The following is a 26,909-nucleotide window of genomic DNA, read 5'->3' as shown; positions in this document are numbered from 1 at the left end:
ATGGTGCCAGAGAGGATGATAAAGATGGAAAATATAAATACGGAATTATCGGATCATGAGCCTGTCTCCAAAGGAGCCTATTTGTTGAGTGTGGTACGACTCAGCGCCGTGTTCATCATACTGTGCGGTATTGTTTACCCGCTGGCCTCTACGGCCCTTGCCCAGGTGCTAATGCCTTCTCAGGCGAATGGAAGTTTGTTGAAGAACAGCGAAGGCAAGATCATTGGCTCTGAGCTGATTGGCCAAAACTTCACAAATCCGGCGTTGTTTCATGGCCGCGTATCCAGCATTGAATATAAAGCCGAGGCTTCAGGCTCCAACAACTATGGTCCGTCCAATCCGGATATGCTGCAGCGCACAAGAGAATTCATCGCCAAGTGGAAGGTGGACAATCCCGAAGTTCCTATCCATGAACTGCCGATTGGTCTCGTTACGAACTCCGGCTCAGGGCTGGACCCGCATCTCTCTCCGGCTTCTGCACGGGTACAGATTCCCAGAATTAGCGGCCTGACCGGTATTTCAGCGGATAAGCTGGAAGAACTCGTAAGGGAACACACCGAAGGACGCGATCTTGGTTTATTCGGCGAGGAACGTGTCAATGTACTGAAGCTGAATATGGCTTTATCGCAGTTGTCGGTGAAATAGCCACACACCCTGTCCGTGCAGTCGATGCGGACAGGGTTATTAACAGTTTGGGGAGAAGGTGAAGGAGTGGCGCCTTATAAACGCAAAACGCCTGAAGAAATCTTGTATTCCATATACCGGCTGCATCGGGGCAGATTAAAAATTATTATCGGCTCTGTCAGCGGTTCGGGTAAGACGTATCATATGTTGCAAGAGGGCCGGCTTTTGAAGAAGCAGGGGATCGATGTGGTATTCAGTGCCGTATCGACCATGCAACGTGCGGAGACCGTCCAGCAGCTTGAGAACTTGGAACGCGTGCCCAGTATCCATTGGTGGAAGGACGGCAAGGAGCAGAAGGACCTTCCTCTGGAGGTTCTGCTGGCACGAAATCCCGAGGTGCTGCTGGTGGATGGACTGGCCCATCACAATCGTGAGGATGCGCGCTTTCCTACCCGGCTCGAAGATATCCGATATTTGATGGACAACGGCATCAGCGTAATTACGACCATCAATGTGTATGAGCTGGCCGGAGTTGAGGAATTTATCTTTCAAATGACGGGTATTCGGGCAGAAGAGACGGTGCCTTTGAATACGCTGGAACTGGCGGATGAAGTGCGTCTGATTGACGTATCTCCGGAAACGATTTTGAAGCGAATGGAAGATGGGGTTCTGGGCGGTGAGACTCACCCCGCTATGTCCCGCCGGGGCAATCTTGGCGTGCTGCGTGAGGTATCCTTGCGGCTGGTGGCGGAGGGGGTAAACGATTCTCTGGAAAAACATCGGGAAGAGCATGGGCTTATCGGCCCTTCTGGCGCCACAGAGCGGATACTGGTATCTGCACAATACCATTGGAATGGGTCCCTTTATGTGAGAAGAGGCCAGCAAATCGCCAAGCGGCTTAATGGTGATCTGATGGTGGTGACATTTGTTGTACTTGATTCTCCGCTGACAAAGGAACAGCAAACCTTTAAACGTTCCATCATTAAACTGGTTGGACGGGTGGAGGCGAAGTTTGAGGAGCTTGAGCTGGCTCGCCTGCGTCAGCTTCCTTCTGTATTGGTGCGTTATGCGATTCAACATAACGTCACCCGGATCGTCATGGGTCATTCTAAAAAAAGCCGCTGGCAGGAAAAATGGCAGGGCTCCATAGCAAACCGCGTATTGCGAAAAACGCGAAACATTGATGTGTTTCTGATGGCGGATCGTTCCGAGCAGGAGGGGGAGAGGATTCTGCCCATCAGGCCCAGCTCGAAGAAAAAAGAGGAGCCATTCCATCGGTTGACCACCAAGGAAATGGAGAAGAAGATTGAAACCATTCGCCGTGGCAGCTTCAAGGTCTATATCGGTGCAGCTCCGGGTGTAGGCAAGACATACAAAATGTTGCAAGAGGGCAATCTTCTGTTGAACCGGGGGATTGATGTCGTCATCGGGCTTCTTGAGACGCATGGACGGAAGGAAACCAAAGAGCAAGTAGGCGGATTATCAACGATTTCGCGGGCTAAAATGAATTATCAATCAACCTTGTTGGAAGAAATGGACACCGATGCAATTATTGCACGCCATCCAGAGGTTGTGCTGGTTGATGAACTGGCGCACACTAATGTACCTGGCAGTAAGACTCGAAAGCGATATGAAGATGTCATCCGCCTGCTGGAGAATGGCATCTCTGTGATTACCACTGTGAATGTGCAGCATCTGGAAAGCCTGAATGATGCGGTAGCCCAATTAACCGGTGTGCGTGTCCGGGAGACGGTGCCGGACGCGATCTTGAAAATGGCGGGGGAAGTGGAGCTTATCGACGTTACGCCGCAAATGCTGCAGGAGCGGATGCGGGAAGGAAAAATTTACGCGGCAGAGAAGGTGAACCAGGCACTGAATTCGTTTTTTAAGATCGGCAATCTGATTGCGCTGCGTGAGCTGGCCCTGCGGGAACTTGCCGATGATGTGGACGAACGGCTGGAAGCCTGGGACCGGGATACCTCTTTGCGGGGGCCATGGAGCAGGCGGGAGGTTATTTGCGTCTGTGTGGATATGGGGCCGCAGGCAGAGCGGCTGATACGCCGCGGATTCCGGATTGCGCATCGCTTGAAGGCAGAATGGTATGTACATTATGTGCATTGCAGGGAAGCGCAAACGTCCGAATACCAGAAGCGGCTGGAGACGCTTCGCCATTTGACAGAACGGCTCGGCGGAAAAATGGAGGTGGCCGAGGCCAGCAGCAGGGCGAACATCCATCGGCATCTACTGGATAGGATGAACGGCCTGCAGACGACACAGCTTATTATTGGCCAGTCCCGAAAACCTTTATGGCGGACGTTGTTTAAAGAGAGCTTCGTTCACTACTTGCTCCGGAACGCCCGCCATATGGATATGCTGATTGTGGCTGATTTTGATCCGAATGTTGCAGAACCGACAAAATAGATTTCCCATTATCTGCTATCCGGTACCATGCCATTATTGTGTTGACAAAAGCAACGGTTCTCCCTATTCTTAATGAATGCATATGAGAATCATTATCATACACAAAAAAGGAGATTTTACAGTTCATGTTTGTATTTCATCGTAGATCTACAGCTCTGATTCTGTCGGTAACGCTCTTGCTCTTGTTTATTATTGTGGGTTGCAGTAATGAGGGAAGCAGCAAGGACGCTTCCACAAGCTCTGCTAATGATGTATCCTCCTCCCAATCAATTACCATGTCATGGCCTCGCGATATCGGTACAATGAATCCGCATACGTATAATCCTTCACAACTTTTTGCCCAATCCATGATTTATGAGCCACTGGTAAGCTACCAGAAGGACGGGAAATTGGAGCCTGCATTGGCTGAATCGTGGACTACATCGGGCGATGGGAAGGTATACACGTTCAAACTTCGTCAAGGCGTAAAATTTTCCGATGGCACTGATTTTAATGCAGAGATCGTGAAAAAGAATTTTGATGCAGTCATGAAACACAAGGATATGCATAGCTGGCTCGGCGTTGTAGGTGTACTCGATAAAGCAGAGGTTGTGGACGACCATACCTTCCGCCTGACGCTTACTGAGCCGTATTATCCCGTCTTGCAGGATCTCTCTGTCGTTCGTCCGTTCCGTTTCCTCGGGAAAGCCGGGTTTCCGGAGGATGGTGATACATCGGAGGGTGTCAAGGAGCCGGTCGGAACAGGTCCATGGATGCTGGCCGAATACAAACAGGATGAATATGCCGTCTTTAAGCGTAATCCGAATTATTGGGGGACTGCACCAAAGATCGATCAGGTAACCGTCAAAATCATTCCTGATGCGGAAACCCGCGTAGCCGCTTTTGAAAAAGGAGATCTTGACCTGATTTATGGTGAAGGTGTTATCAGCCTCGACGCGTTCAAACTGCTTCGTGAGAATGATGAGTATGTAACTCAATTGTCCGATCCTGTAGGAACCCGCAGCCTGTTATTGAACTCGTCCAATCCGAAGCTGTCTGACGTCAAAGTGCGGATGGCGCTGCATAAAGGCTTTAACAAACAGGTTATGGTTGAAGGGATTACCTCTGGCCTCGAAGAAGCGGCTGATTCGGTATTGTCCAAAAACTATCCATACACCAATGTGGACCTTGAGCCCGTTCGGTATGATCTGGAGCAATCCAAGGCATTGCTGGATGAAGCGGGCTGGAAGCTGCCTGCCGGGGGAACGATTAGAGAAAAAGAGGGTCAACCGCTGGAACTGGAGATGATTTTCGACAAAACAGACCCGATCCAGAAAGCCATGGCGGAAACGATCCAGGCGGAGTGGGGACAACTCGGTGTCAAAGTCAATCTTACCGGACTGGAGCTGACTGTCCAAATTAAACGCCTGAAAGCAAATGATTTTGATCTGTATTTCTGGTATAACTACGGTGCACCGTATGATCCACATTCCTTCATAAATGTCGTAGCCAGTCCTGGATTTGGTATATCCGAAACACTGAGTGCGATTCCGATGAAAAAGGAACTGGATGATCGGGTCCATGCGGCACTGTCATCCACGGACGAAACCAAACGCCAGGAGCTGTATGGCTTTATTCTGAAAACATTGCAGGAGCAGTCGGCCATCGTACCGATCTCATACATCAAAAAAACGGCTGTATATCAGAAGAAAATTACCGACTTTGTCTTCCCGGCAAACCGTGATGAACACCCGTTGACTGGGATTGAAGTAGGCGCTCCGTGAATTTCGGAATTGCTTGTGCATGTTGTGCAAAGGGAGGCAGATGAGTGATCAGTTATATCGGTAAACGAATGATATCAATCATTCCTATCGTTTTTGTCGCTACTCTTGTAACCTTTGCACTTATTCATATTTCACCGGTTGATCCAGCCGAGGCCTACCTGACGGCAGCCCACATCTATCCAACACCAGAAGTGCTGGAGCAGAAGCGGCATGAATTTGGCCTGGATCAGCCTTTGCTGACCCAATACTTGAACACGATCAAACGAATGGCCAAGATGGATTTCGGGACATCCTATCTCACCAACAAACCCGTATGGGACGAGGTGAAATCAAGATTACCCGCAACCGTTGAATTGGCGCTGTGGAGTATGCTTTTTTCCGCACTGGTGAGCATACCGCTGGGGATATTGGCGGCAGTGTACAAGAATAGCTGGATTGATAGGGTTAGCCGGGGAATTTCATATTTCGGAGCTTCAATTCCGCAATTTTGGCTGGGATATTTGCTGATATTCTTGTTCTCGGTCAAGCTTGACTGGCTGCCCGTGGAGGGACGCGGGACATGGGAGAACCTTGTTTTGCCGACAATAACCCTTTCACTGGTGCTTATTGCCGTGTATACGCGTCTGCTGCGTTCCAGTATGCTGGAGCAGATGCAGGAGACCTATGTGCAGTATGCCAGAACACGGGGGCTTCGGGAGCGGTCAATCCTGCTGAAGCACGTGTTGAAAATTGCCATATCACCACTGATTACCGGAATGGGCATGAATCTTGGAAAGCTGTTAACAGGTACGATTATTGTCGAGCAGGTATTTTCATGGCCGGGTTTTGGACGTTATTTTGTGGATGCAATCTTTAACCGGGATATCCCGGTGATACAATGTTATGTTTTTCTGGCGGCGTGCTTGTTCATCGTTTGCAATCTGCTCGTTGATCTGGTACAGCTCTACATGGACCCACGGATATCGACGAAAGGACGGGCGGAGCTGTGATTAATAAATGGCGCGCAGTTTTTAGAGGCCAGAAAGCCATCCAGATTTGCTCGGCAGTGGTTCTTTTTTTCTTCATCGTTATGCTGCTGGCTCCCTGGATTGCTCCCCACGACCCTGTAAAGGTGAACTTGTTGGAGAAACTGGATGGCCCATCGGTAGAGCACTGGCTGGGAACGGATCATTTGGGACGGGATAATCTTTCAAGACTGATTTATGGCGCAAGGATATCGATCGGTTTTGCTGCGCTGATCTTTCTGTCTTCCTTAATTATTGGTGTTGTTGTTGGTTCAGTCTCCGGTTATGTTGGTGGATGGGTGGACAGCTTGCTAATGCGTCTCTGCGAAGGTATTATGGCGTTTCCAAATCTGGTACTGGTGCTTGGCATTGTGGGCATTTTTGGACCTGGACTGATGCAAGTGCTGCTGGCACTTATGATGGTGCAGTGGGTTTATTATGCGAGAGTATGCCGGAACATGGTAGTTAGTCTGAGGGAACGCAATTTTATTACAGCGGCAAGGATCAGCGGCTCGTCCTCCTGGAGCATCATTCGGCGGCATATCATTCCGAACGTACAACGACCCATTGTAGTCATGGGTACATTGGAGATGGGCTGGGCCATTATGGATATATCTGCACTGTCGTTTCTTGGGTTAGGAATTCAGCCGCCAAATGCAGAATGGGGCGCCATGATTCATGAAGGGACAAGCTACATGCGAAGCCATCCGGAACTGATGATTTATCCGGGCCTGCTGATTCTGGCTGTAGTGATTACGTTCAATATCCTGGGTGAGGCTTTGTCGGAACGATTTGGTGTTGCCAAACGGTAGTCGTTGGATTTATGGATGCATGGGGGTGAAGTTGTGGAAGTTGATACGCCGAATGTGCTTGAAGTTCGTAATCTGCAGGTGAATCTAAACACGGGGACGGGTCTGGTTTCGCTTCTGGAGCCCGTTCATTTCCAACTTGGAAAAGGTCGCGTATTTGGTCTTGTGGGTGAGAGTGGCAGTGGAAAGTCGATAACCTGCAAGGCCATTCTTCAGCTCTTGGATCAGCGAAGGATGGAGGTCTCGGGGAGCGTCCGCCTCAATGGCCGCGAACTCGGTTCCTTATCGAGTGAGGAGATGCGGTGCATTCGTGGAAAAGAGATCGGATGCATAATGCAGAATCCGATGAATGCTTTCACACCGGTCTTTACTATCGGGGCCCAATTCATTGAAACGCTGCGAACGCATACCGGACTGTCAAAAAGGCAGGCGCGGGAACGGGCAACCGCTGCACTTGCCGACATGAACCTCCCTGAACCTGGAAAACTGATGAGGATGTATCCCTTTCAGTTAAGCGGGGGGATGTTGCAGCGGGTAATGATAGCGATATCCATGTGTTTGCAGCCCGCCCTGGTCATTGCTGATGAGCCTACGACAGCTCTAGATGTGGTAAATCAGCTTAAGGTACTCCGCGAGCTTGACAGGCTTCGTATGGAATATGGAACATCCATTTTGCTGGTTTCGCATGATTTGGGGGTGATCTCCCAAATGGCAGATGAGGTGGCTGTCATGTATAAAGGAAACATTGTAGAGCAGGCTGAAGTGTATGAGCTGTTTAATAATCCACAGCATAAATATACACGTGAGTTGCTGCAAGCAAGGCCGCGATCTTCAAAAGCCCTGAGTCCTTTATGATTGAAATCCAAAGAAGCAGAGAGGAAGGTGACATGTGCTTCAGGTCCGTGAAGTAAGCCACAGCTATGGCAATCGCAACTGGTTGGACCGTTCGGGATCACGTCCTGTTCTGGAAAACATTTCACTTACAATGGATAAGGGCTCGTGTTATGGATTACTGGGTACAAGCGGAGCCGGCAAAAGCACGCTAGGCAAAATCATATTGGGAATCGAGAAGCCGAGCAAGGGAGAAGTATGGTTTGAGGGGAAGAACCTTTATCATTCCAGCAGGAAATTGCTGAAGGAATGGAGACGTGACCTGCAAGTCGTATTTCAGGACTGTTATTCGGCAGTGAATCCGCTGATGACTGCCGCACAGATTATCGGCGAGCCGTTGCGTAACTTTGAACGTTATTCACCCAAAGAACTTCAGCGGCGTATCGGTATATTGCTTGAACAGGTCGGACTTCGTCCTGAGGATGAGAGGAAGTATCCGCATCAGTTTAGCGGCGGTCAGCTGCAGCGGGTCAATATCGCCAGGGCGATTGCGCTTAAACCGAAGTTAATCGTGCTGGATGAGTCGGTGAGCAGCCTGGACATGGTGCATCAAACTCAAATTTTATCCTTGCTTGCGGATTTGAGAACACATTATGGTTTGTCCTATCTATTCATTACACATGACATTCGGGCAGCAACAGCCATTTGCGATCATATCGCCGTGATGGATCAGGGAAGTTTGGTGTATCAGGGAGGTGACAGGGAATCTTTGATCCAATGTGCTCATCCTGCCGTAAAGCAGCTGGTCTCATCGATTTTGCCGGAACATCCTTCCGAACGTATTGTCTTAAATTGAAAAAGTTTGTTTTATGCCCCCCATCTCTCTTTTGCTATTACCGGATCGTTGTTCCTTGTATCCGGTGATAGCTTCAATTTCCCCAGATTTATTCTGATCCCCCTTTGCTGCATCTCCAAAGAGCTGCAATATGAAAGCGCTTAATAAATTCTAATCAGAACGATAGATATCCAATCGCTGTTATATAGGCGTGTGTTAACTTTCCCCTTATGATAGAAATATCAAGGAGGGATGCAGATTGTACGCTAAGTTTTACAAATATCGCTGGCAATATTTGATGATTTTACCGGGGGTTGTCCTGCTTCTGTTGTTCAGCTATATTCCCATGGCAGGCATACAGGTTGCATTCCGTGATTTTCAGATCGGGTCATCGATCTGGAACAGTCCATGGGTGGGTCTGGATAACTTCTCCTTTTTCCAAGATCCTCAGTTTTTGACTGTAGTCAAAAATACGCTCTATATATCGGTGTTGAAATTCGTCTTCGGTTTTCCGGCACCGATTCTGCTGGCCCTGCTAATCAATGAAGTGACCCGGCCGGTATTCAAACGTTTCGTTCAGTCTGTCAGCTACCTGCCGCATTTCTTTTCCTGGATTGTAGTCGCCTATATTCTGCAATCCTTTCTGACACTTGACGGCGGCCTGGTCAACCAGCTCATCACCAAAACCGGCGGTGAGCCAGTCTTCTTCCTCGGCTCTACAGAATGGTTCCGCCCCATGGTGGTGTTCAGCGGCCTCTGGAAGGAAACCGGATGGAACACCATTCTCTATCTGGCTGCCATTACGACCATTGATCCGCAGTTGTATGAATCAGCCAAGGTAGAGGGAGCCGGCAAACTGGCCCAGATTCGGCATATTACCATTCCGGGCATTCTGCCGACCATTTCAATTGTCCTGATCCTCAGTATTCCAAGCCTGATCACAGTAGGGATGGATCAAATTTACCCGCTGATGAATTCAGCCAACCAGGAGGTGGCGGATGTGCTGGATACGTATATTCTCCGGAGTGGTTTACAGCAGGGGTATTTTGGGATGGCGACAGCAGTAGGTTTGATCTCTTCGTTGATCAGTCTGGTGCTCGTCGTTTCGACGAATCAATTATCCAGAAAAATTAACGGCGAAGGATTATGGTGATTGCCTATGAAGATGAGCAGAGGAGAAAAAATTGCCCAATATGTCATCGTAACGCTGTTGGCCTTGCTGTGCGTATCCGTGTTGTATCCATTCTTGTACATGCTGGCCATTTCGCTCAATGACGGCGCAGATGCAGCCAAAGGCGGAGTGTATCTGTGGCCGCGGAATTTCACGCTTATTAATTACGAGATCGTTCTGGGCAATGAGACTATACGAAATTCTTATCTGATTACGATTGGAAGAACAGTAATTGGCACGTTTGGCGGATTGCTCGTAACCCTTCTGGTAGCGTTTGGCCTATCATACCGTGGGCTTCCGCTTAGAAGCACCATACTCGGCTACATTCTGCTGACGATGTTGTTTAACGGTGGACTTGTTCCGTTTTATATCCAATTGAATCATCTCGGGCTTATCAATACCTTCTGGGTGTATATCCTTCCTGGCCTCTTTTCGGTATGGAACATGTTCGTCATGCTGAAGTTTATCCAAGGGATACCAGAGGCGCTGGTAGAGTCGGCAGAGCTGGATGGAGCCGGTCCGGTTCGCATATTAATGCAGATCATTATTCCGTTGTCTAAGCCGATGCTTGCGGCACTGGGGCTGTTTACTGCCGTTGGGCATTGGAATGACTGGTTCGCGGGCGCCTTTTTCGTCACAAAGCAGAATCTGATTCCGGTACAAACCTTTCTGCAGCAGTTGCTTGCGGCATCGGATCTGTCCGCAGTACTGGGTTCAAACTCTAATCAGGAGGCACTCGCCAGAGGCTCACAGCTCCAGAACATTACCCTGATGTCGATCAAGATGGCGGTGGTCATGGTCAGTGCGCTTCCGATCCTCTGCGTGTATCCGTTTCTGCAGAAATATTTTGTCAAAGGGGTCCTCGTGGGCTCGGTGAAAGGGTGAATTCCAGGGTATTATGGCAGCAACTCTATACCATTTGTGAAGTATAACTTTTGAACAGGGGGAGTATAAGAGTGACTAACAAAAAGAATCGCCTGGCGGCACTGGCCATTGCGGCAATGCTGACGGTTGTTGCGGGATGCTCAGGTTCCGGTGGAAATCAGGCAGAGAACGTGGGCACAGGCAACGAGTCCAAGAGCGGATCTCCGTCGTTCAATCTGTGGCTCGGATGGACGTTGACCATCAACAACGACAGCCTGGTTCAGAAATATTGGCGGGACAAGGAGCCTGGGGTCGATGTGAAACTGGAAACCACCCAAGGGGACGCGATGACGGCACTCAATTTGAAGATCAACACGGGCGGCTTTGAGGATGCAGCCATCTTTGGACGAAACGAAACAGTCAGGAGTGCTATGAACCGTTCTAAGCAGATTATGTCCTTAGAGCAATATTTCGATATGCCTGACAAATATCCGGGCCTGGCGTCTATACCGAAGCAGTACCTGGAGCTGATGAAGGATGAGGAGGGGCATATTTGGTCGATTCCAACCTGGTTTGACCAGAATCCGGATGAACCGTGGCCGGGCTGGGCTTCGCAGGCTTGGTTTATTAGAACAGATGTGCTGGAGAAAGCAGGGTTGACCAAAGAAGATTTAACTACGATCGAAGGGGTGGAAGTCTATCTGAGAAAGGCTGCAGAGCAAAAGGATGCTGCCGGCAAAGCGCTTTTGCCGCTTTCCTTCCTGATGGACACCAACGATACGCTGAACTGGAGCGACGAGAATGCGATCCTAACCTCTTTTGGGGTGACAACGGCAGGTAGAGGGATTGATAAAAGAGGCGATGATTTTGTATTCGCTTACGACGATCCGGGCTTCAAGGCAGCTTATCAATGGATGAACAAGCTGTACCGGGAGAAACTGATCGATCCCGAAGTGGTGACCAATAAGAAAGAGCAATACATGGAGAAGAACAAGGCTGGCCGTGTCGCCCTTAATGCAGGCACCTTCTGGAACATTTCTCCCACTGTTTGGGAAACGCTGGACGGTCCCACAGAGCCGGGCTGGTATTATGATGTGATTCCATTCCCTAAAGTGCAGGGTGTAGAGAAGGTCGGTATCAATCAAGTGACGAATCCGAATCCGGGTTATGATGTTTATATCAGCAAGAAGACCAAAAATTTGGAGGCCATTCTGAAATTTTTCGATTATTCTCTGCAGCAGAAGCCTGAGCAGCAGCAGGTTATCAACGAAGGACCAGCAGGACTTTATTGGGATTGGATTGACAAGCCGATAGGGAAATGGGAGTTTACTGATGAGACCTATAAGGCCAGCCGGAATTCCGGCGATGCAGCCCAGAAAGCAAAAGCGACACCGGAACTGTACATGGTATCTTCCTACAGCAACGAGTGGTACCCTTGGTGGAACACCGCAGAAGCTGAGAAGGCTGGGGCGGCCAAAACGATTAAGTTAACGGAATCCATCGGCAAAATGGGCAGTATCCGGGTCGCTGAGCCCTATGACCTGTTAGAAATGAAGCAGGGCGGGGTTTGGGAAAAGTATTCGCCGGAGGTAGAAAACATCCGCAAGGAATACAGAGCCAAACTGCTGATGGCTAAGGATGATGCCCAGTTTGAATCGGAATGGGAAAAATTCCGGGAAGCGTTGGAAAAACGCGGGCACTGGAGCGAAGTGAAACAGGAATGGCTTGACACTTACCAGGCGGCAATGAAAGCAGGCGAACAAAAATAAATGAAACGGAGCAGCCCCGCTTTTTGGGGTGCTCCCTTTGTAGTTTTATGGGGGGGCCATATGAATCTGAGGCAGCGTATAGAGAAATCGATCATTCGTATGACCCGTTCTATGAATTTAAGAAGCAAAATCGTGCTGTTTTATAGTGTAATTGTGTTTATTCCAACGGTGCTTCTGGTGCTGGGGGCCGGATATATGACGCTCCATATTGTGCGTGCCAATTATATGCTGACCATCAAGGAGGCGGTTCGCCAGAGTGCCCAGAGCATTGAATTTCGCAAGCAAAGCTACGATCTTCTCGCCACCCGGACCGCGACTGACGGGGAGTTGATTTCCAGATTATCACGTGACTACAAAGATATTTCCGAACAATTGGGTACGGTTGAATATGTGGACCGCTCTTTTCTGTTTACGAGTAAATACCTGCCTGGCATTGAGAATTTCCGGATCTATCACACCAACGACACACTGGTTCAGGACGGCGGACTTTTGTGGAAGCCGGAAGAACGTAAACTCTCTGGCTTGACCGAGCAGGTATGGTATCAAGAGAGGTTCCGTTCACAGGACAACCTGATGTGGACTAATGCCCTGGACGACAAGACGCGGCTGGTGGTTTCACACAAAATCCTTAATGCCTACGGAGATGTATACGGGATTGTATACCTGCTGCTAAACTATAACGTAGTATTTGCCGAATCGTTTGACCGGCCTTTTGAGGGTGCGGGACAAATGTATATCGTGGACGGCAACGAGCAGATTATCGCCTCCTCGGAGCCAGATGAGATTGGGAGCCGGTTGTCTGCCTCTTCCTTAAGTCCCTATTGGGGAAGTCCGGAAGGAACGGCAGTGAACGGCGACGGCAGGGTATTGATCACGCAAAAAATCAAGTCCGGCTGGACGGTAGCAGCACTTGTGCATCTTGACCGGATGGAGGAGCAGTCCACACGTATTCAGTATTCGATTGTCGGAGTCATTGCCTTTTTTCTATTGCTATCCATTTTCCTCATCACGATCGTGCTTAAGAATGTGATCTGGCGAATCCGCAAGCTTGGGGTTCGGATGACAGATATCTCGGAGGGTTACTTTGAGGCGACCGTGAAGAATAGAGACAACGATGAACTGGGTGAGCTTGAGCTGCTGTTTAATTCCATGTCCGGCCGACTTGGGAATCTGGTCAAAGAGCATACGGAAGCTGTTCTTAAGGAGCGGGAGCAATCGTTCAGAGCTCTGCAGGCGCAGATCAATCCCCATTTTATCTATAACTCGCTGAGCTTAATCCGCTGGCGGGCTATGGACCAGCAGGATGAGATCCAGGTCCGGACTATTGATGCTTTGACGACATTCTACCGGCTGGCCCTTAACAACCGGGTCAACGTTACCCGGATTCGTGACGAAATAGAACATCTGAAGGCGTACGTCGAGATCCAGCAGTTGCGTTATCCCGGCCAGGTGCTGGTGGAATGGCAGGTCGATCCGGACGTTCTTGATCTGTACACCATTAAGCTTATCTTGCAGCCCATCGTGGAGAACTGCTACCTGCATGGCGGCATTACAACAAAACAACATGCTTTTATCCAGATTACGATCCAACGACTTGGGGATACCGTTCAGTTTGAGGTGTTTGACAACGGTCAAGGGATTGACAGCGAGAAGCTGCAACGAATACGCAGCGGCAGCTATACCGGGACTGCCAACGGATTCGGCATGAACAACATCCGTGACCGGCTGACGCTGTATTTCGGTTCGGCAGGCCGTTTTGAAATTAACAGTATGGAAGACGAGTGGACGGCCGTAACGGTTCAAATCCCTGTTTATGAAGAAAGTCCTGAAATTAAAAAGGGGGATGAAGCATGATCCAGGCTTTGATCGTCGATGACGAACTAATGCAGGTTCAGGGACTTGTCCGTCATATCGGGTGGGAGAAATTGGGGTATCACCGGCCTCTGACCGCGCAATCTGCGGAGGAAGCCCTCTCCCTGTTGGCTGCCCATAAAGTGGATGTCCTGATTACGGATGTGTTGATGCCGGGCATGACGGGAATTGAGCTCTTGGCCAAGTGCAGGTCTGACTTTCAAAGCCTTCAGTCTCTGCAGACCGTGATGATCAGCGGATATGACGAATTTGAATTTGTGCAGGAGGCTATTCATCTGGGGGCCAAGGCGTATGTGCTTAAGCCCGTTAAGACGGAAGAATTAGAAACGAAGCTGGCTGTATTCCGGGATTCCATCGAGAAGAAGAACCGGATCGAAGAGGAAACGAATAACCTCCGGGAAAAGGTGACAGACAGCTATGAGGTGCTGCAGGAGCGTTTCGTCAAGGATCTGATTGAAGGCTGGATACATAGTGACGATCTGCTTGAATCCTGGCGGCGTCTGCTGGAATTGCCTTTGGGGGAATGGCAGCCCGCATTATTTCTGTTCAGCTATGACCAGCTGCTGTTGTCCGGTCCTTACGATGCCAAAGAGCGCATAATGCTGAGTGAAGGGCTCTTGAACTGTGTTAAGCTGGGGTTATCCGAATTCTCAGGGACGTATATCGGAAAAACGGGAGCCGACGAGGTGGTAGTCATCCTGCTGAATGTTTCTCCGCATGACCGCGTTAGGCTTGCGAAGCAGCTCACCTTCATACAGGATGTTCTGCGGGAGCAGTTCAATGCCTCTGTCACGGTCGGGATCAGCAGGGAATGCAGCTGCTGGGAAGAGATTCCGCTGTTGTATAAGGAAGTGAGGCATATGCTGGCCGGTGCCCGATTGTCCGGTTATGGGCAGATTTTGTATTTCGATCATATCGAAATGAATGAATATCATGATTTCCGGCTGCGGGAGGAGTATATCCCTGAAATCGTCAAACTGCTGGACAGCGGGGAGAGCGGGAAGAGCGGGGAGAGCGGGAAGGCGGCAGCCTATTTCGACCATGCATTTGAAATGCTGCTTGCGAAGCAGCCCGTATCCTTTTCCTATATCCAGGCGTTCGGGATGGTTCTGATCAGTGAACTGGCCCGCAAGTTGAAACGGACGAAGGACACGGACGCCGAAATGAACATCCTTGTCTGGCAGAAACTAATTGACTGTACAGGTGCGGAGGAGGTCAGGCGGGCCGTTCTGGATTACCTTGCACAGTATACTCAGTTGAAGCAGAAGGAGCAGACCGTTCAGCAGCACAACCTGATTCAGAAAGTCGCCTGTTACCTGGAGGAGCATCTGCAGGATAATGTGACCGTGAAGCAGCTCGCTGAGCAGTTTCATTTGAACTCAAGTTATCTGAGTGTCCTGTTCAAAAAAGAAATGGGCAGAACCATCTCCGACTTTGCCCAGGAGGCGCGGATGAACAAAGCTAAGGAATTGCTCCGGGACCCGAGCATTAAGGTCTATGAGGTGGCCGAGCAGGTTGGGTTTCAGACGGCAGCCTACTTTACGTTTTTATTCAAGAAATTGAACGGCACTACACCTCAGGAATTTAGAGATTACTACTATTAGGAGGGATATCTTGAAGACAAAGATTAGCTTGGAAGGTGAATGGAAGCTGCAGCTTGATGAACGGAAGCAGGGACTGTCGCTTCCGTTCATGGATTCAATGACATTGCCCGGCACTACGTCGCACGCACGTAAAGGGCCAAAAAATGAGACGGTGCTGGTGGATGCATTAACGGATGAGTATTGGTTTGAAGGGTACGCCTGGTATTCAAAAGAGGTGGAGATTCCGGAATCGCTTGCTGATAAGACCTGCTATCTCTTTCTGGAAAGAACCCGGCAGACGAAGGTCTGGTTGAACGATCAGGAGATAGGCACATGCAACAGCCTGAACACCCCCCATATCTATGAATTGACAGGCCTGCTTCGAAAGGGCCGGCAGACGATTACGATCCGGGTCGATAATACCGATTACCCGACCAAAGGAGGGCATTTGACTTCCAAGGATACGCAGACCAACTGGAATGGAATTACAGGCCGCATGGAGCTTCAGTTCTTTGGAGCCTCCTATCTGAGCGACATCCGGGTCTATCCGAATCTGTCCACGCGTTCTGTTACGATCACTGCCAGTCTGGCAGGTGCAGCGCAGGGAACGGTTGCTGTCTCAGCCGCCAGTTGGAACAGTGAGCTGGAACATAGGGCAGAAGTGCAGGAGTTCGCCCTCTGGTCGCCGGACCTGTCTATTGAATATCCGCTGGGGCAGGATGCATTGTTATGGAGTGAAGCCAGTCCTAATCTATATACACTGAACATCAGCCTGAAAGACGAGCGGGGCGAGGAAACGGATCGGCACGAGCTGAGCTTTGGCCTGCGGGAATTCAAGACAGACCAAGACAAGTTTACGATCAACGGGGAGCGGACCTTTCTCCGTGGCAAACATGACGGATTAATCTTCCCGCTCACAGCTTATGCCCCAACCGATGTGGAGGAATGGTTGAGAATCCTCAGCATTTCCAAGTCCTACGGCATCAACCATTACCGGTTCCATACCTGCTGCCCGCCGGAAGCGGCTTTCACCGCAGCGGACATGCTGGGGATATACATGGAGCCGGAGCTTCCATTCTGGGGAACGATCACTGAAGACGGCGATGAGCGTCATAATCAGGCGGAGCAGGATTACCTGGTCAGCGAAGGGTATGCGATCTTGAAGGCATTCGGCAATCATCCGTCTTTCGTGATGATGTCGCTGGGCAACGAGCTGTGGGGCAGCAGAACTAGAATCGATTCGATTCAGAAAGCCTATAAAGCGTTTGATAACAGGCATCTGTACACTCAGGGCTCCAATAATCATCAGTTCGCACCGGCCGTTCTGGAGCATGATGATTTCTTCTGCGGGGTGCGCTTTTCGAAAAATCGGCTGTTCAGAGGTTCCTACGCGATGTGTGATGCCCCGCTGGGCCATGTCCAGACTGACCTGCCGGGCACATTAAAGGATTATGATGATCAGATCGTTCCTCCGGATCTGCAAAGCGGGCCTAACACGTCCAGTGAGACTGGCGGAACCGTACAGATCCAGTATGGCACGGAAGCCAAGACCGTACAGCTCGGAGAGGCCGATAAGGAGTGGATTCCCGAAATCCCCGTGATCTCCCATGAAATCGGACAATATGCGACTTATCCCGATTATGCGGAAATTGAGAAATACAAGGGCTCCCTGAAAGCCGGGAATTTCAAAATATTCCGGGAGCGGCTGGAGGAGAAAGGGCTTGGCCATTTGGCCTCCAAATATTTTGCCAGCTCGGGGCAACTGGCGGTAGCCTGCTACAAGGAAGAGCTGGAGGCTGCGTTCCGGTCCAGACGGCTTGCAGGTTTTCAACTGCTGGACCTGCAGGATTTCAGCGGACAGGGAACTGCGCTGGTCGGCATCCTTGATGCCTTTATGGACACAAAGGGACTGATCTCGCCGGAAGAATGGCGCACCTTCTGCAGCGATGCCGGTGATGGCAAGGTTCGAGAAATACAACTATGTTTCGGGAGAGGGCTTCAATGCCCATATCGAGCTGTGTTGGTATAGAAGCTACGCGCCGGGTCGAATCAAGCTGCAGTGGAAGCTGGCCGCTGGCCAGAGGGTGTTGGCTTCCGGTACAGCCAACGCGGCTCCCCCTTCAAGGGCTAATTACATCGATATCTGTGAGCTGGCTATCGACATGCCGGCTGTAGACCAGATGACCAAGGTCACTTTTGCCCTCCAAATCGAAGGGACGGATATCTGCAAGGTGTACGACCTCTGGATATATCCTCAGCAGGTTAATGCAGGCCTAAAGGATATCCACCTTTTTGAAGAGCTTTCCGGTGAAGCTCTCGCACTGCTGGAGAAGGGTGAGAATGTGCTGCTCATGCCGAAGCCCGAGCGCCTTGAGAACGCTGTAGAAGGTTTTTACTGTACGGATTTCTGGTGTTATCCCATGTTCCGGTCCATCTCCGAAAGCATGAACCGGCCCGTTCCCGTCGGGACCATGGGTCTCTTGATTGATAACAGCCATCCGGTATTCCGCGATTTCCCCAGCGAACAATATTCAACATATCCCTGGTGGAGCATCGTGTCGCATTCAAAGTCAATCATTATGGACGGGACCGCCAAAGAATGGAGCCCTATCGTACAGACGATCGATAATTTCGAGCGGAACCACAAACTTGGCTTCCTGTTGGAGTGCCGTGTAGGCCAAGGCAATCTGCTTGTATGTGCGCTGGATGCCGACAAAGCCGGTGGAACTCCGGAAGGAAGACAGTTTCTGTCCAGTCTGACTGCCTACATGAAATCTGCGGAATTCAGACCCCGGTACGAGGCCAGCGTATCCGAACTTTTACAGCTTATTCACTAAGGCTACAGCCAAAGTATTTGCCTGGACTGCCGTGAGTATCACGCTCATCCTCATGATCGAGCATCTGATCATCCATCCTTTGCGAAGGTATATCATGCGCTGGAACACCGGAGAGTAGGATACCGCGAGCACTCCTGTGGATGCTCCGCGATCGGGCATTTTTCACATCACTGATATGAACGAGACTGTCAAACGCAAATTGTAGCTCCCTTAGTTTCGCTGTACTCGTAGGAGCAGGGTGAACGTTGCCACGGCCGGATTGCACGAATGAAAGGCAAAAATGCCTTAGAAATGTGCCGTACAGGTAGATTGGCACGAATGAAAGGCAAAAATGCCTTAGAATGTGCTGTACAGGGTAAATTGGCCCGAATGAAAGGCAAAAATGCCTCAGAAATGTGCCGTTCGGGCCTGTTGCAGACGAAAGGGTTGAATGAGTTACACTATTCCCACATTCCAAAACGAAAAGGGCTGCCTCTTGAGAGACAGCCCCTTTCATTTATTTCAGTCTGCGCTAAAGGGGCATGAGAGGAAGTAGCCCCGCTTAACCCTTTACGGCTCCCGCCGTAAGCCCGCTGACAATGTATTTTTGGCAGAATAGATACAGGATCAGTACAGGCAAGGAGGTGAGGACCAGGTCGGCGAAGATCAGGTTCCAGTCCCGGCTGTATTTGCCGTAGAAATTGTAGACTGACAGCGGCATCGTCCAATCGGAGCTGTCGGTCAGGAAGTAGAGCGGGATGGTAATATCATTCCAGACAGACATAAATACCATAATGGCTACCGTAGCGTTGACCGGTACGATCAGCGGTGTCACGATTTTGAAGAAGACATCAAACGTATTGGCACCTTCGAGAAAGGCCACCTCATCCAGCGCTTTGGGGATGGATCTGATGAACCCGCTGTAGAGAAATACGCTGAATGCCGTATTTAGTGAAGCATAAATCAGGATAACACTGGTGATGCTGCCGTAGAAGCCCATCCATTGCACTACACGTATAGTAGTAATCGTAGACATCGGGGCGATGAGTCCCATAAAAAAGAACATGTACAGAAATCCGGACCATTTCGTTTCTCTGCGGACCAGAATAAAGGAAGCAGCCGAGGATGTGAATATATTAAGTACGGACGAGACACCGGTAATCAGCAAGCCGTTTAAAAAGGCCCTCCCCAAACCACCTTCCCGGAAGACCTGGGTGTAGTTGGAGAATATCCATTTCTCCGGCAGCCGCAGCGAGAAGCGCAGCACCTCCGAACTCGTCATAAAACTTCCGAAGAGCATAATAAGCAGCGGAAAAATAATCGTGAGCGAGGCCAGAATCAGAAAGCCTTCGACCAGATAGTTGCGCCAAGCCATTTTACGTGTGAAGCTCATTATTCCGATACCTCCTTACGCCGCATAAAGATCAGCAGTGGAATAGCAATGATGGTAACCGCCGCGAACAGCAGGGTATTGACTGCGGTGCCCAGACCCCAGCTTCCTTCTCCAAACGAACGCAGGATGATGGTACCTACCACCTGGGAGGCGTTGCCCGGGCCCCCGCCGGTCAGAACAAAAACTTCCGAGAAGACCTTAAGTCCCCCGATCAGCGTCAGCATCAGATTGATGTTGATGGCAGGCAGCAGAAGTGGCAGGGTGATGGCCGTAAAGCTTTTCCAGGAGCCGGCCCCGTCAATGGTGGCCGCTTCATAATATTCCTTGGAGATCGACTGTAATCCGGCCAGGTAGATCGCCATTTGAAAGCCGGTATGCTGCCAGATCGAGACAGCGGCGACCGTCCAGATGACGATGGATGGATCGGTCAGCCAAGCCTGGCTTAAGGAATGCAGGCCTACGGTATCCAGTAATTTGTTGATGGTCCCTTCGGATCGCAGCATCGGTGTAAACACAATGCTAATAACCAAAACACTGAGAATTGAAGGCGAATAAAAGATGGCCCGCAGAATATTTTTGGATTTTAGCCGCATGTTTAAGCCGACGGCAAGAGCGATCCCGAGAATGTTTTTCCCAAGCACCGTGACCACTGCAAAAATACATGTATTTTTGATGGCCAACAGCAACGTTTTGTCGGTGAAGATTCGTTCAAAATTGTCCCAGCCGATGAACTTGATCGTCTCCCGGTCCAAACGCCAATCGGTGAAGGAATAATATAAGCCGGTTAACGCCGGGAACACGAAAAAGACGGAGTAAATGATAAGTGCTGGCCAGATTAAGTAATATGAGTACAGCTTCTTTGATATTTTCATCTCTTCACACTCCATTATAGCGTGGGGCAGAATAAAGCCCGGTACGGGTCCTTATTCTGCCTGTTGTCTGTTTATTTAGAATCCGGCAACTCCTTTGTCCTTCATCAGCTGGTTGAATTTCTCATCCCAGGCTTTTAGTACGCCCTGAGGATCCAGCCCGCCTGCGAATTCATCCTGCAGCAGTCTGTACAGTTCACTGCGGTCGACCAGCATGTAGGCATCGGTCGTCAGTACGGTTTTTTTAGGCGTAATGTATTGATCCACAATTTCCTGCTTGTACTCAGGAAGCTCCGGGGTGTTGACATCGTTAAAGTTGGAGACATATCCCTGGTTATCCACGATCTTCTGTGCTATTTCTTTGGTGGCAATGAATTCAAGGAATTTCTTGGCTTCGGCCAGGTGTTTGGCTTTTTTCGGCACGAACAATTGACCGCCCAGCGGGCTTGCGCCAAGGCTGGCTCCTTCGGCAGAAGGAATGGCGAACAGGCCAAGATGCATGTTAGGGTCTTTTTCGCTCACATTCTCAATCAGCCAGTCACCCATAAACATCATCGCCACTTCTTTATTCAGGAATTTGCCTACAGCCATATCATAGCTGTCGCTTAGAATATCAGCGTTGGTGTAGCCTTTTTTGTAGACATCGTATTGCTGCTGCAGGAAGGTGGCGAATTCTGGAATGTCCGCCCATTTCTTACGGTTGGCGTTGATGTCGTCGAAGAGGGCAGGTTCGTTTTTGGCAGCATAATCGGCAAAAGCGGCCGCCGGCCAGATATTCGCAGCCCATGCATCCTTAAATGGCATAAAGACCGGTGTAATTCCGCTGGCCTTGATCTTTTCGCATACCGCGAGGAATTCTTCAAAGTTGTTCGGAATCTCAAGACCCAGCTCCTTAAAGATGTCCTTATTGTAGACAACCCCTTGCATCCCTGTGTCCTGGCTTACATGGAAGCTGTACACATGCCCCTCGGCGGAAAGCACATCTTTGTTCAGCAGCCTGGCGACCCAAGGTTCATTGTCGAGAATTTCAAAGTTGCGTTCCAGGTTCAGATCCGTTACGGCACTTGCCAGATTGTACTGGATAATGTCCGGCGTTTCATCCACGGCGAGCTTGGTTTGCAGTACGGTTGCCGTTTGTTCGGCAGGAAGCAATTGAAGATTAACTTTGATGTTGTGCTTTTGTTCAAATTCGTCCAGCAGGTCCTGTGCGATAAAAGCGGAATCCTGCGAGCTTTTGGAGATAGCCAGTTCGATGGTTACTTTCTCGCCGCTGCCGCTGCCACTGTTGCCTGAGCCGGAAGCATTGGAATTTGAAGGGGTATTGGCATTTTCTGAACCGCAAGCGGCCAGAGACACCGCCATTACACTCGCCAGAATGCCTGTCGCCATTTTCTTCATTTTGTCATTCACAGTTATCGCCCCCAAAAGAAATGTATGTTTGTTGTTTGAATTCGCTTTCACAACTGATTATAGAGGCTGGCCAGTAAGAGGTACATGTTTGTGCTTTACTCTTTTTGTGTAATATCCTGAACACGAATTTAGCTTGTCCATAAAGCAATCGGGATGATACAGTAGGAGCATTAAGCTGTTCAAGGAGGATATGATTTGGTTACTTTCATCAAAAGAGGCTTCGACAGCAGCAAATTACAGGCTAGTCTTCAGACTAAATTTCTCCTGACCTTTGTCATCCTCTTGCTGATTGTGCTGGGTTGTTTTTTGGTGTATGTCAATGTTCTGGTGATTCAGCCGCTCAAGGAGAAGACAGAAAATGAGAAGCAGATGATGGCCGCCAAGGTCAGCGATCAGCTTAATCTGTATATCAACAATCAGAACCAGCTTTCACAGCGGATTTTATCCAATAAGGATGTCTTCCAACTGCTCTCGGGCGGCGATTATTCGGGAGTCACCATTGAAGGACTGACGCGAAGCCGGAAGCTGAAGGACTTTATGTTTCAGGCGATTGGCCCCAGCTTAAATATTGAGGACATGATGATCTATGATCTGAAAGGGACTGAGATCGCTTCCTACATCGGATATGCAGGCAACCCAACCTCCCTGGCAGCTTTTTTAAAAGAAAGCAAGTCCATGCCCACCTGGAGCCGGAGCGGTTATACGTTATACCGCCAGCCGAACGGGAGCATTTCATTTGTGCGGACGATCATGAATCAGAATGGGCAAGTGTTCGGGTATCTGGCAATTCAGCTGGATCAAGCCTTTTTACAGCAATCGGTGTCCGGTCTGGGGGACGGGGAAGGGTTCATTTTGGATAATGAGGGTCAAGTGATCGCGAGCTCGGTACCCCTTGAAGAAGAGGAAGAAATCCCTGTCTTCCGGGAGTTTGCAGCAGACAGCGGGATTTATATGGACAACCAGGATAACTACGTGGCTTATTACAAGTCTCCCGATACGGGCTGGACCAGTTATATTATAACCCCCAAGCATTTTGTGCTCGGCCCGGTTGATTCCGTTAAATATATATCTATTCTCCTGATTACATCGCTGATGCTGTTTTCCTTTGTTTATATTTATATCTCGGCCCGAAGGCTTCTTCTCCCTATTCGGAAGCTGCGCAGCCAGATTTTGCGGATTAATTACAGCAATATGAACATAAAACTGGAAGCGCGTTCACACAATAACGAATTGATTCAACTGAATGAAGCGTTCCAGGAGCTGCTTGAGCGGCTGCAGGGGTCTATTGACAGAGAGAAGCTGGCGCTGCATGAAGAAGTGAAGGCCAGAAATTCGGCCCTCCAGGCGCAGATCGCTCCCCATTTCATCCACAATGTGCTGTATCTGATCAGTATTGCCGCCCAGGAGGGCAAAAACGCCATTGTCTCTGAGATGTGCAAGCATTTGTCGGACAGTCTGCGCTACATTGTCTCCTCCCCTTATCAGCATGTTACACTCACCGAAGAGCTGAGGCATACCCAGCATTATTTGTCTTTGGTGCAGCAGAATTTTGAGGATGATCTGGAGTGGGAGATTGATGAGGATGAAGCCTTTGACCTTATCGAATTGCCGCGCCTTGTGATTCAGCCTTTTGTGGAGAATTGTATTGAGCATGCTTTTAGATGTACCGATCCGCCTTGGCGGATTAAGGTCCGGGTGAAGGTGTATAACGGGATATGGGCCATTGAAATCACGGACAACGGGGACGGGTTCGAGCCTGGCCGGATTCAGGAGATCCTGGACAATATTCATGAATCGGATTCAGGGGTGTACCAGCTGCAGAACAATACCTCCGCGATAGGGAATATGGGAATTGTGAATACGGTGAACCGGCTTAAGCTAATGTACAAAAACCGGCTGTTTTTTAACATATACAATCATTCGGAGGAAGGTAAGGGGGCGACGGTCCAGCTTATTGCCTCTCTGACCAAAGACTTCTACTGACCGGGAGGGAATGCCATGTACCGTGCATTAATTGCTGAGGACAGCAAACCGATTCTGCGTAATATCCAGGCGCTTGTGCATGCTACGGAGCTGCCGGTCGAAATCGTTGCCAGTGCCTCCAACGGCATGGAGGCACTGGAATACATCCGCAACAATCCTGTGGATATCCTGCTGACGGATATACGGATGCCAAAGCTGGATGGTCTTGCCCTAATCGAGCAAGCTAAGGGCCTGAATCCGCAGCTGAAGGCGGTGCTGATCAGCGGGTACAGTGATTTCGAATATACACGCAAAGCTCTGAATTTGCAGGTCTTTGACTATTTGCTGAAGCCTGTTGAACGTCCACAGCTGGTCGAGGTTATGGAACGGCTGGTGCAGCAATTGAATGAACGGCACAGCACGGATAAGGATCTTTTTAAAGAGATTGTGGACCCCGGGTTCCATGCTTCAATGAAACTGGATGCGGATTTCAGCCTGCACCCCAAAAGGGTGTTCATTGTCCGCAAGCAGCCGTTTACCCCTGATCTGCCCGGGCACCAAGCAGGTGTGGTCCAGGACTGCTTCACCCAAGCCTATGCTCCGCATACCTGCTGGGTATTCCCGGCACAGGCTGCGGGGCAGCTGCTTGTTCTGGTCAATGCCTCGATTCAGGAGAAGTACCCTGACATCCAGGAATGCATGGAAGCAGCACAGCAAAGGCTGCAGGTCGAGGGGCTTGAAGTTTCCATGGCAACCCAGGTGCAGGCTGTGGAGAATCAGGCTGTACCGGAGCTTTATGATAGAATCAGCCGAATGCTGGTTGAACAAATGCCCCTTGGCCGTTGCCTGCTGCTGGACGCCGGTTCTGCTCTCACAACGGGTATGAGGGTCAATACCGAGCTTGAACAGCTAACGGCCTGCTTTGTGGATATGATTAACCAGCGGCAGAAGGAGAAATGTGAACATCGGCTGAGGCAACAGCTGGCGGGCTGGCACAGCGGTATTATCCGCATGGCCGAGCTGGAGAAGTTCACATGGACGCTGGCGGATGCCTTCGCCCGCATCGCTTATCATCAGGAGCCGGAGGGCAGGCTGAAGCTTGCGGCTGAGGTGAGAGCGCTGTTTGTGCAGGACAGCTATGCTGCTTTTTGTGAAGCACTGCTGACCTGGACCGGCCAATGTTTTGAGCTTATGTATAATTTGAATAAAAAAAGCAGCTATGAATTGTTCCGGCAGCTGGATCAGTATTTGCAGCTGAATCTGTACTCCCAGGTATCCATCGGTGATTTGGCGCTGAAATTCCATGTCAGTCCTTCCTATGTCAGCCGGATTATCAAAAAGTACACACAAAACACCTTTGTCCATTACTATATGCGGCTAAAAATAAATGAGGCCTGCCGGCTGATTGCCGACAAGCCGGATATTAAGGTCAAAGAGCTGGCCGAGGTATTGTCGTTCGGGGACCAGCATTATTTCTCCAGGGTGTTTAAAGAATACACGGGCAGCAGTCCTACAGAATACAAGGATCAGGCCAAGTGAGAAATCAGCTAACCGTCAAAAAGAAAGTGACCACAGTCACAGGTTAATTCGACCAAAAGCTACTATACTGTGCACATCATCTGCCCGGAAGCCAGCGGAACAGCGGGCTGGCCGGGCAGCAATTCAAAGGAGCGAATATCTATGCATATAGAACTGGACGAGCTGACTACCCGGAAGCTGGAGCAGAACCTGGCAGAGAAGCCCGGAGTTTTTAAACTGTTTGTTGACACGGAAGGCTGCGGCTGCAATGGGGTTATCGTGATCCGGATCGTAAGCCGTCCCGAGGATACGGATATTAGAATTCAGACGGAGCCTTTTACTTTTTATGTTGACCGCCAGCAGGAATCTTTGTTTGATGAGAAGATGCGGCTGAAAGCGGATGTGGACTATCCATCCTTCAAGCTGACAAGTGACTCCAACCTGCTGGGGAATCATATCCGGATTCAGGATCTCAGGGACTAATTAATCGATATATTCATTTAGCAGCTGCATATTTTGAATGGTGATTTCCCGTGTCCCCTTGATCTCAATAATGCCCAGACGTTCGAATTTGCTGAATTTGCGGCTGATGGTTTCCCGGGTCACGCCAACATAGTTGGCCATTTCCTCGCGTGAAAGGGGAAGTTCCACCTTAATGCGTTCCTTGACCGGCTTGCCGTATTTGTGGCCCATTTCCATAATCATGTAAGCGATACGGATTTCAGGGTCCTTGGTGGCCAGGCTCTGAGCCAGCTTCTCGGTATGGGCCAGTCTTTTGGTGACGGTCTTGAGCAGCTTCAGCGAAATGTCGGGATTGTTCCGAATCAGCAGCTCCATATCGTCTTTGGTGAGCATACAGATATGTGTAGTTTTGAGGGCATAAGCGCTGAAATTACTGAGTTCGTCACTGTTAAAAATGTTCAGTTCGCCAAAAAAGTCACCGGTGGAGAGAATGTGCAGGATTTGCTCCTTGCCTTGCGGTGTCATTTTTAACAGTTTGACATGGCCGTTTTTAATAATGTACAACGTATCGGAAGGCTGCTCCTCCAATATAAGAGCTTCGCCTTTTTCGTATTTTCTGTGCCGGATCATCGCGCTGACCTTGGCCAAATCCTCATCCGAAAGCGACGTGAAGATCGGGACTTTGCGGGCGCAGGGCTGTTGGCAGGAACTTTCTGTCATCATGTCACCTCCAGGAAGGGTACTAACAAGCTTTACCAGTTATTGCGGATTCTCTTCGACAGGGGCAAAGTGGCTGGTATCTTCTCCGCAGACCGGGCATACCCAATCTTCGGGAAGATCCTCGAAGGCTGTACCAGGCAGAATATCCTCATCAGGATCGCCTAAAGCCGGATTATAGATGTATCCGCAAGGCAGGCATATATATTTTTTCAT

Annotated in this window: 22 protein-coding genes; 17 read left to right on the top strand and 5 right to left on the bottom strand. The window is 49.8% G+C overall.

The annotated features are described in order from the left end of the window. Positions 1-24 precede the first annotated feature (24 nt). The 14 genes from kdpC to IEY53_RS35215 all read left to right on the top strand — a co-directional run bounded on the left by kdpC (position 25) and on the right by IEY53_RS35215 (position 18,383). Positions 25-645, top strand: coding sequence for a potassium-transporting ATPase subunit KdpC (kdpC, locus tag IEY53_RS22100; protein ID WP_189028863.1), 621 nt, complete (start codon positions 25-27; stop codon positions 643-645). A gap of 66 nt (positions 646-711) precedes the next feature. Continuing rightward, on the top strand, positions 712-3,045 hold the full coding sequence (locus tag IEY53_RS22095; RefSeq protein ID WP_189028861.1) for a histidine kinase: 2,334 nt from the start codon (positions 712-714) through the stop codon (positions 3,043-3,045). Between the two features lie 125 nt (positions 3,046-3,170). Then, positions 3,171-4,808 (top strand): nickel ABC transporter substrate-binding protein, encoded by a 1,638-nt coding sequence (gene nikA, locus IEY53_RS22090; protein ID WP_189028859.1) that lies wholly within the window; start codon positions 3,171-3,173, stop codon positions 4,806-4,808. 44 nt (positions 4,809-4,852) lie between these two features. Then, positions 4,853-5,797, top strand: coding sequence for a nickel ABC transporter permease subunit NikB (nikB, locus tag IEY53_RS22085; RefSeq protein WP_189028858.1), 945 nt, complete (start codon positions 4,853-4,855; stop codon positions 5,795-5,797). Continuing rightward, positions 5,794-6,624 carry a nickel ABC transporter permease subunit NikC gene (gene nikC, locus IEY53_RS22080; protein WP_189028856.1) on the top strand — a complete coding sequence of 277 codons (831 nt, stop codon included), beginning with the start codon at positions 5,794-5,796 and terminating at the stop codon, positions 6,622-6,624. Before nikB ends, nikC begins: the two co-directional genes overlap by 4 nt. 33 nt (positions 6,625-6,657) lie before the next feature. Continuing rightward, positions 6,658-7,476 (top strand): ABC transporter ATP-binding protein, encoded by an 819-nt coding sequence (locus IEY53_RS22075; RefSeq protein WP_229696290.1) that lies wholly within the window; start codon positions 6,658-6,660, stop codon positions 7,474-7,476. Positions 7,477-7,510: 34 nt separating this feature from the next. After that, positions 7,511-8,308: a nickel import ATP-binding protein NikE gene (gene nikE, locus IEY53_RS22070; protein WP_189028854.1), complete on the top strand. Its 798-nt coding sequence runs from the start codon at positions 7,511-7,513 to the stop codon at positions 8,306-8,308. 238 nt (positions 8,309-8,546) lie between these two features. Beyond that, positions 8,547-9,440: an ABC transporter permease gene (locus tag IEY53_RS22065; protein ID WP_189028852.1), complete on the top strand. Its 894-nt coding sequence runs from the start codon at positions 8,547-8,549 to the stop codon at positions 9,438-9,440. A 6-nt stretch (positions 9,441-9,446) separates the two neighbouring features. Beyond that, positions 9,447-10,343: a carbohydrate ABC transporter permease gene (locus IEY53_RS22060; protein ID WP_189028850.1), complete on the top strand. Its 897-nt coding sequence runs from the start codon at positions 9,447-9,449 to the stop codon at positions 10,341-10,343. A 71-nt stretch (positions 10,344-10,414) separates the two neighbouring features. Then, positions 10,415-12,091: a type 2 periplasmic-binding domain-containing protein gene (locus IEY53_RS22055; RefSeq protein WP_229696289.1), complete on the top strand. Its 1,677-nt coding sequence runs from the start codon at positions 10,415-10,417 to the stop codon at positions 12,089-12,091. A 60-nt stretch (positions 12,092-12,151) separates the two neighbouring features. Beyond that, positions 12,152-13,945 (top strand): cache domain-containing sensor histidine kinase, encoded by a 1,794-nt coding sequence (locus tag IEY53_RS22050; protein ID WP_189028848.1) that lies wholly within the window; start codon positions 12,152-12,154, stop codon positions 13,943-13,945. Beyond that, positions 13,942-15,567 carry a response regulator gene (locus tag IEY53_RS22045; RefSeq protein WP_229696288.1) on the top strand — a complete coding sequence of 542 codons (1,626 nt, stop codon included), beginning with the start codon at positions 13,942-13,944 and terminating at the stop codon, positions 15,565-15,567. Before IEY53_RS22050 ends, IEY53_RS22045 begins: the two co-directional genes overlap by 4 nt. Positions 15,568-15,577: 10 nt before the next feature. Next, a complete protein-coding gene (locus IEY53_RS22040) occupies positions 15,578-17,575 on the top strand; it encodes a glycoside hydrolase family 2 TIM barrel-domain containing protein (protein ID WP_229696287.1) in 1,998 nt (665 codons plus the stop codon). Further along, positions 17,502-18,383 (top strand): DUF8487 domain-containing protein, encoded by an 882-nt coding sequence (locus tag IEY53_RS35215; RefSeq protein ID WP_229696286.1) that lies wholly within the window; start codon positions 17,502-17,504, stop codon positions 18,381-18,383. Before IEY53_RS22040 ends, IEY53_RS35215 begins: the two co-directional genes overlap by 74 nt. Before the next feature lie 541 nt (positions 18,384-18,924). Here the strand turns inward: IEY53_RS35215 and IEY53_RS22035 are convergent. The 3 genes from IEY53_RS22035 to IEY53_RS22025 all read right to left on the bottom strand — a co-directional run bounded on the left by IEY53_RS22035 (position 18,925) and on the right by IEY53_RS22025 (position 22,034). Continuing rightward, positions 18,925-19,755, bottom strand: coding sequence for a carbohydrate ABC transporter permease (locus IEY53_RS22035; RefSeq protein WP_189028846.1), 831 nt, complete (start codon positions 19,753-19,755; stop codon positions 18,925-18,927). Further along, complete coding sequence (locus tag IEY53_RS22030; protein ID WP_189028844.1) at positions 19,755-20,627, bottom strand: carbohydrate ABC transporter permease; 873 nt, start codon at positions 20,625-20,627, stop codon at positions 19,755-19,757. Before IEY53_RS22030 ends, IEY53_RS22035 begins: the two co-directional genes overlap by 1 nt. A gap of 75 nt (positions 20,628-20,702) precedes the next feature. Continuing rightward, positions 20,703-22,034, bottom strand: a complete 1,332-nt coding sequence (locus IEY53_RS22025; protein WP_229696285.1) for an ABC transporter substrate-binding protein — start codon at positions 22,032-22,034, stop codon at positions 20,703-20,705. 195 nt (positions 22,035-22,229) lie between these two features. Here IEY53_RS22025 and IEY53_RS22020 point away from each other — a divergent pair, with 195 nt between their 5' ends. The 3 genes from IEY53_RS22020 (at position 22,230) to IEY53_RS22010 (ending at position 25,997) form a co-directional block, all read left to right on the top strand. Then, on the top strand, positions 22,230-24,017 hold the full coding sequence (locus IEY53_RS22020) for a cache domain-containing sensor histidine kinase (RefSeq protein WP_229696284.1): 1,788 nt from the start codon (positions 22,230-22,232) through the stop codon (positions 24,015-24,017). A 15-nt stretch (positions 24,018-24,032) separates the two neighbouring features. Next, positions 24,033-25,535, top strand: a complete 1,503-nt coding sequence (locus tag IEY53_RS22015) for a response regulator (RefSeq protein ID WP_189028842.1) — start codon at positions 24,033-24,035, stop codon at positions 25,533-25,535. 141 nt (positions 25,536-25,676) lie between these two features. Continuing rightward, complete coding sequence (locus tag IEY53_RS22010; protein ID WP_308424240.1) at positions 25,677-25,997, top strand: iron-sulfur cluster biosynthesis family protein; 321 nt, start codon at positions 25,677-25,679, stop codon at positions 25,995-25,997. Here IEY53_RS22010 and IEY53_RS22005 read toward each other — a convergent pair whose 3' ends face one another. Both IEY53_RS22005 and rd read right to left on the bottom strand, forming a co-directional pair. Next, complete coding sequence (locus tag IEY53_RS22005; protein WP_189028840.1) at positions 25,998-26,696, bottom strand: Crp/Fnr family transcriptional regulator; 699 nt, start codon at positions 26,694-26,696, stop codon at positions 25,998-26,000. Between the two features lie 39 nt (positions 26,697-26,735). Then, complete coding sequence (gene rd / locus IEY53_RS22000) at positions 26,736-26,909, bottom strand: rubredoxin (protein WP_189028838.1); 174 nt, start codon at positions 26,907-26,909, stop codon at positions 26,736-26,738.

Origin of the sequence: Paenibacillus albidus (assembly GCF_014644435.1) — a bacterium.
GTDB lineage: Bacteria > Bacillota > Bacilli > Paenibacillales > Paenibacillaceae > Paenibacillus_AQ > Paenibacillus_AQ albidus.
The sequence above is the reverse complement of the archived record's forward strand: the minus strand, read 5'-3'. Positions and strand labels throughout refer to the sequence as shown.